Origin of the sequence: Pseudomonas monsensis, assembly GCF_014268495.2 — a bacterium.
GTDB lineage: Bacteria > Pseudomonadota > Gammaproteobacteria > Pseudomonadales > Pseudomonadaceae > Aquipseudomonas > Aquipseudomonas monsensis.
Window position 1 is genome coordinate 5,188,974 of record NZ_CP077087.1, and the last position, 12,886, is coordinate 5,201,859.

At 61.7% G+C, this 12,886-nt stretch carries 12 protein-coding genes; 4 read left to right on the plus strand and 8 right to left on the minus strand.

The window, feature by feature from the left end:
* Positions 1-9: 9 nt before the first annotated feature.
* From HV782_RS22845 to HV782_RS22865, 5 genes are all read right to left on the minus strand, one after another.
* Positions 10-858: an ABC transporter permease gene (locus HV782_RS22845; RefSeq protein WP_123466328.1), complete on the minus strand. Its 849-nt coding sequence runs from the start codon at positions 856-858 to the stop codon at positions 10-12.
* Positions 855-1,763: an ABC transporter permease gene (locus tag HV782_RS22850; RefSeq protein ID WP_123466326.1), complete on the minus strand. Its 909-nt coding sequence runs from the start codon at positions 1,761-1,763 to the stop codon at positions 855-857. The genes HV782_RS22845 and HV782_RS22850 overlap by 4 nt, the downstream gene beginning before the upstream one ends.
* Before the next feature lie 186 nt (positions 1,764-1,949).
* Positions 1,950-3,053: an ABC transporter substrate-binding protein gene (locus HV782_RS22855; protein ID WP_186746789.1), complete on the minus strand. Its 1,104-nt coding sequence runs from the start codon at positions 3,051-3,053 to the stop codon at positions 1,950-1,952.
* Between the two features lie 217 nt (positions 3,054-3,270).
* Positions 3,271-4,722, minus strand: coding sequence for an aldehyde dehydrogenase family protein (locus tag HV782_RS22860; protein WP_186746787.1), 1,452 nt, complete (start codon positions 4,720-4,722; stop codon positions 3,271-3,273).
* A complete protein-coding gene (locus HV782_RS22865) occupies positions 4,719-6,356 on the minus strand; it encodes a 5-guanidino-2-oxopentanoate decarboxylase (RefSeq protein ID WP_186746785.1) in 1,638 nt (545 codons plus the stop codon). Before HV782_RS22865 ends, HV782_RS22860 begins: the two co-directional genes overlap by 4 nt.
* 229 nt (positions 6,357-6,585) lie before the next feature.
* On the opposite strand from HV782_RS22865, the gene HV782_RS22870 reads away from it, so the two are divergent.
* The gene (locus HV782_RS22870; protein WP_186746783.1) at positions 6,586-7,467 is read left to right on the plus strand and encodes a LysR substrate-binding domain-containing protein; all 882 of its coding nucleotides are present in this window, start codon (positions 6,586-6,588) and stop codon (positions 7,465-7,467) included.
* Positions 7,468-7,589: 122 nt separating this feature from the next.
* On the opposite strand, the gene HV782_RS22875 is transcribed toward HV782_RS22870, so the two are convergent.
* Together HV782_RS22875 and HV782_RS22880 are read right to left on the minus strand one after the other, a co-directional pair.
* Positions 7,590-8,204: an NAD(P)-dependent oxidoreductase gene (locus HV782_RS22875; protein WP_128616297.1), complete on the minus strand. Its 615-nt coding sequence runs from the start codon at positions 8,202-8,204 to the stop codon at positions 7,590-7,592.
* Positions 8,205-8,249: 45 nt separating this feature from the next.
* Positions 8,250-9,128 carry an MBL fold metallo-hydrolase gene (locus HV782_RS22880; protein ID WP_186746781.1) on the minus strand — a complete coding sequence of 293 codons (879 nt, stop codon included), beginning with the start codon at positions 9,126-9,128 and terminating at the stop codon, positions 8,250-8,252.
* A gap of 114 nt (positions 9,129-9,242) precedes the next feature.
* On the opposite strand from HV782_RS22880, the gene HV782_RS22885 reads away from it, so the two are divergent.
* On the plus strand, positions 9,243-10,175 hold the full coding sequence (locus tag HV782_RS22885) for a LysR family transcriptional regulator (RefSeq protein ID WP_123466312.1): 933 nt from the start codon (positions 9,243-9,245) through the stop codon (positions 10,173-10,175).
* Between the two features lie 106 nt (positions 10,176-10,281).
* On the plus strand, positions 10,282-10,458 hold the full coding sequence (locus tag HV782_RS22890; RefSeq protein ID WP_177490692.1) for a hypothetical protein: 177 nt from the start codon (positions 10,282-10,284) through the stop codon (positions 10,456-10,458).
* Between the two features lie 133 nt (positions 10,459-10,591).
* On the opposite strand, the gene HV782_RS22895 is transcribed toward HV782_RS22890, so the two are convergent.
* Positions 10,592-11,476 carry a helix-turn-helix domain-containing protein gene (locus tag HV782_RS22895; RefSeq protein ID WP_186746776.1) on the minus strand — a complete coding sequence of 295 codons (885 nt, stop codon included), beginning with the start codon at positions 11,474-11,476 and terminating at the stop codon, positions 10,592-10,594.
* Between the two features lie 177 nt (positions 11,477-11,653).
* Here HV782_RS22895 and pobA point away from each other — a divergent pair, with 177 nt between their 5' ends.
* Complete coding sequence (gene pobA / locus HV782_RS22900) at positions 11,654-12,847, plus strand: 4-hydroxybenzoate 3-monooxygenase (protein ID WP_186746773.1); 1,194 nt, start codon at positions 11,654-11,656, stop codon at positions 12,845-12,847.
* The last annotated feature ends 39 nt before the right edge of the window (positions 12,848-12,886 follow it).

Consider the following 12,886-nt stretch of genomic DNA (forward strand, 5'->3'; position numbering starts at 1 on the left):
CACCTCAAATCAAAAGGAAACGCCGCCCTCGCCCACCAGCTTCTCCAGCGCCCAGATCAGGACGAAGTCGATCAGCACGATCAGCACGGCAAACGAGAACACGGTAGGGTCGAGCGATGACACGGTGCGGCTGTACATCCAGATCGGCACGGTCATGACGTCGATGGTGTAAAGGAAATAGGTCACGGTGAATTCGTTGAACGAGACGATGAACGCCAGCAGCATCCCCGCCAGAATCCCCGACTTCATCAACGGCACCACCACATCGACAATTGCGCGCAATGGCGAAGCACCGAGCATCCGCGCCGCCTCTTCGACTTCACTGCCGATGGAGAGCATCGCCGCGGTGCAGTTTTTCACCACGAACGGCAGCGCCAGAATCACGTGGGCAATTACCAGCCGCGAGGTGGTCAGGTGGAACGGCAGACTGTCGAACACCAGCAGCAAGGCCAGGCCCAACACCACCATCGGGAACACCAGCGGCAGCGACATCAGTTGCAGCGCCACGGCTTTGCCACGGAACTCGCAACGGGTCAGCGCATAGGCGGCAGGCACCGCGATCAACGTGGCGAAGACCATGGTCAGGCACGACACCAACAGGCTGGTGGCCATGGCCTGGCCGAGGCTCAACACATCACTGGCATCCGGCGACACGAAGGTGTGCCAGGCCGCTTTGTACCATTGCAGGCTGTAGCTGCTCGGCGGGAAATCGAGGTTCGACGCCCCGCTGAACGACATGACGATCATGGTCAGGATCGGCAACACCGCCAGCAGCAGAATGAAGCCGGAGAGGATGCCGGCGAACTTGCCGGTGTCGCCGGGCAACAGTGCCATGCGCTTCTTGGTCAGGGCACTCATTGCGAAGCCTCCAGCAGACGCCGACGACGGCCGGTGATGTATTCGGACAGGGTCATGATCGCCAGCGTGGTAACGATCAGCACCACCCCGGCCGCCGACGCGGCGGGCCAGTTCATCAGTGGCGCGATCTGGTCATGCACCATCACCGCGAGCATCGGCACACGACGACCACCGAGCAGCAACGGCACGACAAAACTGCTGGCGTTGTAGGCGAACACCAGCGTCGCCCCGGTAATGATCCCCGGCAGACTCATCGGCAACACCACCTGACGGAACACCTGAAAACGACTGGCGCCCAGCGTTGCTGCCGCTTCTTCGTAGGTGCGCGCGACGCCGCGCATGGCGCTGGCAATCGGCAGCACGGCCAGCGGAAACGCGGTCTGTACCAGCCCCATCAGCACGCCGTTCTGGTTGTACAGCAACATGATCGGGCGCTTGATCAGGCCCAGGCCCATCAGCGCCTGGTTGAGCATCCCGCCCGGGCCGAGAATCACCAGCCAGCCGTAACTTTGCAGCAGCAGGTTGACCAGCAGCGGCAGGAGCACTGCCGCGAGAAAAATCCGCCGCAGGAACGGCGAGGTCAGCCGCGACATGGTGTACGCCACCGGGATCGCCAGCAGCACGGCAATCACCGCGCTGATCAGTGCCAGACGCAAGGTCAGCAGCAAGGATTTCAGGTAATAGGGTTCGAGCAACTGGGCGTAACTGGCCAGGCTGAACCCCGTCCACTCCGCGCCTTTGGTGCCGACGCTCATGCGCAACACCAGCAGGCTGGCGGCGATCAGCACGCCGAGAAACAGCATCGACGGCGTGAGGAAAAACCACGCCCGGGCGGTCGGCGAAACACCGCGCGCCGGGCGCACGCTGCCGGCGTCGACCGGTTGGCTCAGGGATTGATGTTCCATAGCAATGATCTCGTCAATGGAAGAACAACTGACGAACACAGCTCTCCAAACCACCGTGCCCCTGTGGGAGCTGGCTTGCCAGCGATCGCAATCTGTCAGTGACATCATTGTCGACAGGTAGGCCGTCATCGCTGGCAAGCCAGCTCCCACAAGGGGTTTGTGGTGTTTTGAAGGTTGGTGTTCGGCTCAGGAAGAAAAGATTTCCGTGTAACGACGAATCCATTGGTCATGCACGGTCGCCAAAAAGGCGTTGTCGTGCATGATCGCCTTCTCGGCAATCTGCTCCGGGGTGAGGATGTACGGGCTCTTGCGTGCTTCGGCGGAGATGATCGCCTTGGCGTTGACCGGGCCGTTGAAGATGTCTTCGGCCATCTTGCCCTGCACCAGCGGGTCGAGAGAGTGGTCGATGAAGGCGTAGGCCAGATCGGTGTCGCCGGGACGGTTCTTCGGCATCACCGACAGCATCAGGTCGGTGTAGAAACCTTCCTTCATGCCGAACGTGGCGCCGAGGCCGTAGTTCGGATCGCGGATCTGCTTGGGGAAGAAGGCCGGGGCGTACAAGCCGCCCATGTCCAGCGAACCGGTGCGGAACAGCTCGGCGATCTGGTTCGGGTTCTCGCCAAGAGTGACCACGCGATCCTTGAGTTCGGCGAGTTTCTTGAAGCCCGGTTCGATGTTGTGTTCGTCACCGCCGGCGAGTTTGGCGGCGATGATGATCAGGTCCATCGCCTCGGTCCAGTTCGGCGGCGGCAGGAAAATGTTCGGCGCCAGATCGGCGTCCCACAATGCCGCGTAACTGTTCGGCGCCTCTTTGAGCGTGCGGGTGCTGTAGACCAGGCTGTTGCACCACAGCAGGTAACCGATGCCGTGACCGTTGGCGCCCGTGCGGTATTGTTCCGGTACGTCGATCAGGTTGGGAATGCGGTTGAGGTCGGGTTTTTCCAGCAGTCCGGCGGCGGCCAGACCTTCGGCGCCGACCCCGGCCAGGGTGATGATGTCGTACTGCGGACGGTCACCGCCGGCCTTGAGTTTGGCGACCATCTCCGAGGTGCTGCCGGTGCGGTCGGCGATGACCTTGGCGCCGGTCTTGGCCTCGAACGTGGCGGCGATATTGCGCAGTGCGGCGAGGCCGGTGTCATCCGACCAGGTCAGCAAGCGCAGGGTCTTGCCGGCGAAACGTGTGTCGCTGGCAGAGGCCCGGATGAAGGGCATGCTCAGGGCCGCCGCCGCTACCGAGGCGACGCCGACGGTTTTAATGAATTGACGCCTGTTCAGATCATGCTCGCCCATGAAGGACTCCCTTTGTTCTTTTAAGTATGAGGTTGGTCGCAACCGTTGCATCCGCGCGGCCGGATCTGCTGCAGGCCTTGTGTTCAAAGGCCTGCAGCGCTGCCGACGGGTTCATCCTGAGGTCGTGCAATACACCTGACTATCGATAAAAACTCATCGAAGCCATGACACCGGCGCATGCCTCGTTGCGAGGCATGCGCTCCCCGTTTTCGGGCGTTCAGAGCGCCCGGATCACGTGTTTGATTTCCTGAAATGCAGCCAGGCCCCACGGCCCCAATTCGCGACCGATGCTGCTCTGCTTGTAGCCGCCCCATGCCGTCTGCGGGAAGATCACTTGTGGCGCGTTGAGCCACACCAGCCCCGCCTGCAGGGCGTTGGCGACCCGGTCGGCGGTCTCGGCGTTACGCGTTACCACACTGGCGACCAGCCCGAACTGACTGTCGTTGGCCAGGGCAATCGCCTCGGCTTCGCTGCTGAAACTGCGCACACAGAGCACCGGGCCAAAGATCTCTTCACACCACAACGCACTGTCGAGGGGCACTTCGGTGAACACCGTCGGCTGCAAAAAATAGCCGCGCGGCAGATCCGCCGGACGATTGCCGCCGCACACCAGCTTCGCTCCGGCACTCAGACCCCGGTCAATGTGGCCGAGCACCCGCTGGTATTGCGCCTGATTGACCAGTGCGCCCATCTCCACGTCCGGGTCGAACGGATCGGCTACGCGGATTTTTTCTGCACGGGCCTGCAAGCGGTTGAGGAATTCATCGGCCAGCTCATCGGCGACCAGCACCCGACTGGTGGCCGAGCACATCTGCCCGGCGTTGAAAAAACCGCCGCCGCAAGCCAACTCCACCGCCAGTTCAAGATCGGCATCTTCAAGCACCAGCAGCGAAGATTTGCCACCCAGTTCCAGGCTCACGCCTTTCACGGTTTCCGCAGCGCGTTGCATCACCTGAACGCCGACAGCGTTGCTGCCGGTGAAGGAAATCTTCGCAATGCGTGGATCAGCCGAGAGTGGCGCACCGACCGCCAGGCCGGTGCCGCAGACCAGGTTGAATACGCCTTTGGGCAGGCCGGATTCGGCGATGATCGCCGCCAGTTCCAGCTCCGGCAGCGGCGTGACTTCCGACGGTTTGAGCACCACGCAGCAGCCAGCGGCCAGCGCTGGTGCGAGTTTCCACGCGGTGGTGACCATCGGGAAATTCCACGGCACGATCAGCCCGACCACACCGCACGGTTCCCGGCGCAGACGGGCGCTGAAATCGTCGCGGGGCAGCGCCACGTGACTGTCCAGTTGTGCGTCGAGGCCTTCGGCGAGTTCGGCGTAATACTCGAAGGTGGCGATCACGTCGTCGACGTCGATGGCCGCTTCGAATTGCGGCTTGCCGTTGTTGCTCGACTGCAGCTTCATCAGGTGGTCGCGACCGTTGCGCACGCCGCTGGCGATGTTGCGCAGGATCGCGCCACGCTCGGCACCGCTGGTTTTCGACCAGTCCTTGAACGCTTCCGTGGCAGCAGCGACCGCCAGATCGACCGCTTGTTCGTCACCGCCATTGACCGTGGTCAGCAGCGCTTCGGTGGCCGGGTTGATCACCCGCAGATGCTCGCAACCGGCTGACCATTGGCCATTGATGAACAGGCCATCGAGTGTGGTCGGGAAATTGATCATTTGGCCACCGCCTGCATCCATTGGGTCTGGTCGATTTCGATCAGGGTCGGGCCCTGACGATCGGTGGCGGCGCGCAGCGCGCCGCGCAGTTGTTCCACCGAGCCGATTGCCTCGGCAGCGCAACCCAGGGCCTTGGCGACGCCGATGAAGTCCGGGGTGTAGATGTCGACGCCGACCGGCTCGATGGCGCGGTTGACCATGTACTTCTTGATCTCTTCGTAACCCTGGTTATTCCACAGCAGGACGATCACCGGAGTGCGCGCTTCGACCGCGCTGGCCAGTTCCGGCAGGGTGAACTGCAAGCCGCCGTCACCGATCAGGCACACCACCGGCGCACGGGCGCCATCCTCAATGCTGCCGCCGAGCCACGCGCCAATGGCCGCCGGCAAGGCGTAACCGAGGGTGCCGTATCCGGTGGACGAGTTGAACCAGCGCCGTGGTCGTTCCGGGTTGAAGGTCAGGTTGCCGGTGTACACCGGTTGCGTGGAATCGCCGACGAACACTGCATCCGGCAACTCGTGCAGGACGGTTTCGAGGAAGCGCGTCTGCGCCAGGGTTGGCGCATCCCAGCTCGCGGCCAGATCGTCGCGCAAACGCGCGGCGCGCACCTGGCCCCAATCGTTGCGACGCTCGGCCAGAGGTTTGTGCGACAAAGCACTGAGCAATGCCTGTGCAGCGTTGCGCGAGTCGGCGACCAGCGCCACGTGTGGCGGATAGTTGCGCACGGTCTGATCGGCGTCGATGTCGATGCGCAGCAGTTTGCCGGGAATCTCGAAGCCGCCGGCGAAGGTCACGTCATAATCGGTTTCGGCCAGTTCAGTGCCGATCGCCAACACCACGTCGGCATCGGCCACCAGTGCACGGGTCGCGACCAGGCTTTGTGTCGAGCCGATCAGCAGCGGATGGCTGGACGGCAGCATGCCTTTGGCGTTGATGGTCAGCGCCACCGGAGCGTCGAGCAATTCGGCCAGTTCGATGAGTTCGGCGGCGGCGTCGATCGCACCGCCGCCCGCGAGAATCAATGGTCGTTGTGCGCCGGCCAGCAGCTCGCTCATGCGGCTCACGGCGGCTGGGGCGGCACCGGCGCGGTCGATGTTGACCGGAACGCTGGCGAGCAATTCATCGGCCTCTTCCACCAGCACGTCCAGCGGAATCTCGATGTGCACCGGACGTGGACGCCCGGCCTGGAACAGCGCAAACGCACGGGCCAGTACGCCCGGCAATTCCGCTGCGGACATCAAGGTATGAGAGAACGCAGCGACGCCACCGACCAACGCACTCTGGTTCGGCAGCTCGTGCAGCTTGCCGCGACCGCCGCCCAACTGGCTGCGCGTCTGCACGCTGGAGATCACCAGCATCGGGATCGAGTCGGCGTAGGCCTGGCCCATCGCGGTGGTGATGTTGGTCATGCCCGGACCGGTGATGATGAAGCACACCCCCGGTTTGCCGCGGGTCCGCGCATAGCCGTCGGCCATGAAACCGGCGCCCTGCTCATGCCGTGGAGTGACATGGTTGATGCTCGAACGGGCCAGCCCGCGATACAACTCCACGGTGTGCACCCCGGGAATGCCGAACACCTGCTCGACCCCATAATTTTCGAGTAACTTGACCAGTACTTCGCCACACGTCGCCATGTCGATTGCCCTTCTTGTTTGTTCAATACGCCGTGCCAGTGTGGGAGCGAGCGTGCTCGCGAAAGCGGTGTATCAGCCACATTGATGCTGAATAGAAAACCGTATTCGCGAGCAAGCTCGCTCCCACATTGATCCGGGTGGAATGGGCTCATTGAACGGGCGGCAGGTAGCGGCAACAATCGATTAAAAGTCATACTAGCCATGTCCTCACGTCATACCTTGGATCCACATGAAACGACTGCCTCCCCTGCCCGCCCTGCACACGTTTCTGATCACCGCGCAGTGCTGCAACTTCACGCGGGCGGCCGAGCAGTTGCACATCACCCAAGGGGCAGTGAGCCGGCAGATCGCCGGTCTGGAAGAGCATCTGGGTTATGCGTTATTCATTCGCCTGGCCCGGGGCCTGGAGCTGACCGCCGAAGGGCGTGAATGGCTGCCACGGGTGGAGAAGATCTTCGGCCTGATCAGCGAAGCCACCGAGCAGATTGGTCTGAAGCGCGAAACCCTGCAGCTCAAGGCCCCCAGCTGCGTGATGCGCTGGTTGGTGCCGCGCCTGCTGCAATGGCAAAAGGAACGCCCGGACGTGCCGGTCAAACTGACCACCACCCTGGCCCACGGCGTGGACTTTCAGCGCGAGCAGTTCGATGCCGCGGTGATCTACGGCACCCCGCCGGACAATTCATCGACCGCCCTGCACCTGTTCGATGAGCAACTGACACCGGTCTGTTCACCCGCGTTACTGAAGGGCTCTGCGGCGCTGACCGAACCGACCGATCTGCAACAGCATCTGCTGCTGCACCCGACCCGCGACACACAGGACTGGACGGTGTGGCTGAACGCTGCCCAATTGCAGCTGAGCAACGTCAACATGGGCCAGCATTTCGAGACGCTGGATCAGGCAATGTCGATGGCGTCGCATGGGACAGGGGTAGCGATTGGCGACTGGTCGTTGATCGGCGACGACCTGCGCGCCGGGCGGCTGGTGATGCCGTTTGAATTGAAGGTGAAGACGGGGCTGGGCTACTACGTGGTGATGCCGCAGGGTGGGGAAGCGTCGCCGCAGTTGGAGGAGTTGATGATCTGGCTGGTGGAGCAGGCGCATACCCGCTGAAGCACCACATTCCCCTGCAGGCCTTCGCCTGCTCGCGATGGCGGTGGGTCAGTGACATTTACGTCGACTGACACACTGCTATCGCGAGCAGGCGAAGGCCTACGATTGGGACGTGGGAAGCATCAGTAGCCGACCGTAAACCTTTGACGCGAATGCTTCGGCGTTTCCACTTCGTCGATCAGCGCAATCGCGTAATCCGCGAAGGTGATCCAGCTGCGACCTTCGGCACTGAACAGCAAGTGATCCTTGCCGACTCGGAAGCTGCCGGTGCGCTCGCCTTCGACGAACTCGGCCGACGGCGACAGAAAGGTCCAGTCCAGCTCGTTCTCCGAACGCAACGCATCGAGAAACGCCGCGCCAGCGCTGGCCTCGGCTTTGTACTCGGCGGGGAAACCGGCGCTGTCGATCACCCGGGTGTCGTCCGGCAGCAACAGCGAACCGGCACCGCCGACCACCAACAGACGCTTCACGCCTGCCTGCTTCACCGGGCCGACCACGGCACTGGCGGGCACGGTGGCGAAATGCGCGGCGCTGATCACCACGTCGTGACCGGCCACGGCGGCTTGCAGCGCTACCGAGTCCAGCACGTCGACATTCTTGCTGACCACGCCGGCACGGCTGCCGATCTTCGAGGTGTCGCGGGCGATAGCCGTAACGCTATGGCCGCGACGCAGGGCTTCTTCCAGCAGTTGGCTACCGGCACGGCCGGTGGCACCAATGATTGCGATCTTGCTCATGACATTCTCCAGTTGGCTTGAGAGTGCTGCGTTTTCAGAATCGGGTTACCACTGCATTTCGCCCTTGGCGACTTTGGCGCTCAGCTCCAGCGAGCTTTCTTCGCCGAGTTTCGGGTAGCGCTTCTGCATGGCCTTGATCAGTGCGGCGGAGTCCTTGGCCTTGGCGGTTTCGGCGTCGAACGCCTTAATGTAGTCGGCGGTGAATTTCACGCTGGCCAACGAACGGCTGCTCTCGCCCAGGTAATGACCCGGCACCACGGTTTTCGGCTTCAGGGTTTCGATCGAGTGCAGGGTTTGCAGCCAGTCGGCGTGGGATTGCGCGGTCTGGGTGTCGGCCATCCACACATGGATGTTCTCGGCCACCACGACGCCACCGACCACGGCCTTGAGCGACGGAATCCATACGAAGCTGCGATCCGGTTGTTTGCCGTCAAGGCCGACCACCTGCAGTTTCTGCCCTTCAAGCATCAGGCTGTCGCCCTTGAGCACGCCCGGCACGATGGTTTTGGCCGGCACGTCGGCGCCCATTTTCGGGCCCCAGAAGGCGAGCTTGCCGGCGACGGTTTTGTTGATGTGATCGACGGTCGGCTGCGAAGCCAGAACCTCTGCATCGGGGAAGGCCTGGGTCAGGGTGTCGAGGCCGAAATAGTAATCCGGGTCACCGTGGCTGATGTAAATGGTGGTCAGGTGCTTGCCGCTGGCGCGGATCTTTTCCACGACCTGTTCGGCCTGGGCCTTGCCGAATTGCGCATCGACCAGAATCGCGTCTTTCTCGCCGCTGACCAGCACCGAGGTCACCGGGAAAATCGCCTTGGTGCCTGGGTTGTAGACATCCAGTGTCAGGTTGGCGGCAGCGGCATGCGCCGCGAAACCGAGGGTGGCGGTGGCCAGCAAAACGCGCTTGAGGGTAGTGAAGCCGATCATCTGTTGCTCCGTGGTCCGAATGCCGTGTTTGGCGATGGGACAGAGCTTAGTTGCCTGACTCGGTACAAAAAATGCGATGCTTGAACATAGTTTGTTTCTGAAAGCGGGCAAATCATGGATCGTCTTCAAGCAATGCGGGTGTTTGTCACGGTAGTGGACCTGGGCAGTCAGTCGGCGGCGGCCGATCATCTGGACCTGTCGCGGCCGGTGGTGTCGCGTTATCTGGCGGAGCTGGAAGACTGGGTCGGCGCGCGCCTGATGCACCGCACCACGCGCAAGTTGAGCCTGACCACGGCGGGCAGCGAAATCCTCCCGCGCTGCCGGCAGATGCTCGAACTGTCGAGCGACATGCAGGCCGCCGTCAGCGAACCCCACGACGCACCGCGCGGGCTGCTGCGCATCAGTGTCAGCACCTCGTTCGGCCAGGCACAACTGGCCGATGCCGTGGCCGCCTACGTCAAACGCTATCCGGGGGTGAGCATCGACCTGCAAATGCTCGACCGCACGGTGAACCTGGTGGACGAGCGCATTGATCTGGCAATCCGCACCAGCAATGATCTCGATCCGAACCTGATTGCCCGACGCCTGACCGTGTGTCGCTCGGTAGTCTGCGCCGCGCCGGCCTATCTGCAAGAACAACCGGCGCCGCAGCGCGTCGAAGCGCTGAGCCGGCACAATTGCCTGACGCACTCGTATTTCGGCAAGAGCCTTTGGCATTTCGAGGAAGACGGGGAACCGGTTTCGGTGCCGGTACAGGGCAATATCAGCGCCAACGAAGCCAGCACGTTACTGCGCGCAACACTGGCCGGTGCGGGGGTGGCGATGCTGCCGACCTATCAGGCCGGGGTGCATATTCACAGCGGTGAGCTGGTGCGCCTGTTGCCCCATGCCGAACCACGGCAGATGAACATTTACGCGGTGTACGCCTCGCGCAAGCACATGCCGGCGGCGCTGCGCAGCATGCTGGATTTTCTGGTGCAGCGATTCCCCGAAAACCCGGCTTGGGATGAAGCGGTTTCCAGCGTCAAGCCACAAGCTACACGCTAGCTGCGCCGCCATTCATGTTGGCGCGTGCCGCTCGACGCTTGCAGCTGCTTCTACCTGACCTATGCTGAAAGTAATACCGCAGGGTATGCGTTCAGAGGTCATTGCCATGAACATCAAAACAAGAAGGTACTTCGCGATTTTCATCACCTGCGCCGCCACGCTGGCGCTGTACGGCACTGCGGCCTGGCGGGTCGAGCAAATGCGGCAGCTGCCCCGTGATTACGCGAGCTGTAATTTCGAACGCTGCATTCCGCATAACGCGACGCTCAATGCGTTGCGCTGATTGATCTGAGCTGGAGTCAATCCGGTGGGAGCTGGCTGGCCAGCGATTGCGGATTGACATTCAGCATTGAGACGGCTGAACCACCCCTATCGCTGGCCAGCCAGCTCCCACAGGGTTCGTGGCGTTCAGGCGTTTATTGCTCGGCCTTCAGACGGTCGCGAAACGCCTTTGGCGAGATTCCCACCCGGCGCCGGAACAGGCGCGTGAAGTTGGTCGGATCGGAAAATCCCAGCAACTCCGACATCTCGTAAATGGTCATGCTGGTGTAGGTGAGCAAGCGCTTGGCTTCCAGCAACTGGCGTTCGTGCATGATCTGCAGCGCCGGTTGCCCGGCCAGTTCCCGGCAGGTGCCGTTGAGATGCGAGACGGAAATGCCCAGACGATGGGCCAGATCCTCGACCTTCACATGCTGGCGGTAGGTCTCTTCCACCAATTGAATAAAGCCATTGAGGTATTCGCGCTGGCGTTGCGGCCGCTGACTGGCGTTGTGTCGCACGATAGCCTGACGGCTGACCCAGACCATAATCACGCTGACCAGCGAATGCATGAGCATTTCCCGCGCCGGCTGATGGCCGTTGTACTCGGCCTGCAACGCTGAAAACAGACTGTTCAGGTACTCACCGTCCTTGCCCGCCGGATAGCTTTGCGTCTGGGCCAGGGCGTGCACCGAATCGCCCAGCTGCGCCTGCAGATGGTTGATCAGCGGCGTGGCGAGGGTAACGATGAAGCCTTCCACGTCCTCGGAAAAACGGAAGCCATGCACCGACAGCGGCGGCAGGACTTGAATCGCCGGGGTTTCGAGTTGCGTGCGCTGACCTTCGATTTCAAGCTCTGCCTGACCTTTGAAGACGAAGAGTAACTGGCACAGATCGGCGTGGCGGTGGGGTTTGATTTCCCATTGGTGTTCGCGGCTGCGGGAAGAAATGGTTTCACAGTGCAGCAAGTCAGGGGTCGGCCAGTCCAGGCTTTCACCGTAGAGCTTGAACACCGGAATCGAAGGCAGGTCAGGCGTGTTCATCACTTCAATCCAGGCCTCAGGTTTTTGGGCGATAATCGCACCGATTGGCAGAATGTACAGATATCGGCTCAGTTTTCACCTTCAATTGACAGACCCGCAAGGGAAAAATGCAAGCACTCGATCCATAAAAATCATTCACCGGCTTTGGCCGCGTGAAGCTTGCGAGTCATAAAAACAATGAAAACGCTGAAAACCCAAGTTGCCATCATTGGTGCCGGTCCGTCCGGTTTGCTCCTCGGCCAGTTGCTGCACAACGCCGGCATCGACACCCTCATTCTCGAACGTCAGACACCCGACTATGTCCTCGGTCGCATCCGCGCCGGCGTGCTTGAACAAGGCATGGTAGAGCTGTTGCGTCAGGCCGGTGTAAGTCAGCGGATGGACGCCGAAGGGCTGGTGCACGGCGGCTTCGATCTGGCCCTGGACGGGCGTCAGGTGCACATCGACCTGCACGGGTTGACCGGTGGCCAGACCGTGATGATCTACGGTCAGACCGAAGTCACCCGCGACCTGATGGCCGCTCGTCGGGAGGCCGGCGCGCCGACCCTTTACGAGGCCAGCCATGTCGTTCCCCACGGCATGAAAAGCGACGAAGCCTTCGTCACTTTCGAAAAGGACGGTGAAACCTGGCGCGTCGATTGCGATTACATCGCCGGATGCGACGGCTTCCACGGGGTCGCTCGACAGTCGATTCCGGCCGATTGCCTGAAGGTCTTCGAACGGGTCTATCCGTTTGGCTGGCTGGGCATTCTCGCCGACACCCCTCCAGTGCATGACGAATTGGTCTACGCCCGCCATGAGCGCGGTTTCGCCCTGTGTAGCATGCGCTCGGCGACTCGCACCCGTTATTACCTGCAAGTGCCTGCCGAAGAACAGGTCGATGACTGGAGCGATCAGCGTTTCTGGGACGAACTCAAAACCCGCCTGCCCGCCGAGCTTGCCGAGAAACTTGTCACCGGTCCGTCGATTGAAAAAAGTATTGCGCCACTGCGCAGCTTTGTCGTCGAACCGATGCAGTACGGGCGGATGTTCCTCGTCGGCGATGCCGCCCATATCGTTCCGCCTACCGGCGCCAAGGGCTTGAACCTGGCCGCCAGCGATGTCAGCACCCTGTTCAATATTCTGCTGAAGGTTTATCGCGACGGCCGCACCGACCTGCTGGAGAAATACTCGGAAATCTGCCTGCGCCGGGTATGGAAAGCCGAACGGTTTTCCTGGTGGATGACCTCGATGCTGCACCGGTTCGACGAACATGATGACTTCAGCCAGCGGATCAGCGCCTCGGAACTCGACTATTTCGTCAGCTCCGAAGCCGGCAGAAAAACCATTGCAGAAAATTACGTCGGACTTCCATATGAGGCTATCGAATAGCCTGCTATCGACTTACACTGGCGAGCATCCCCCGCTCGC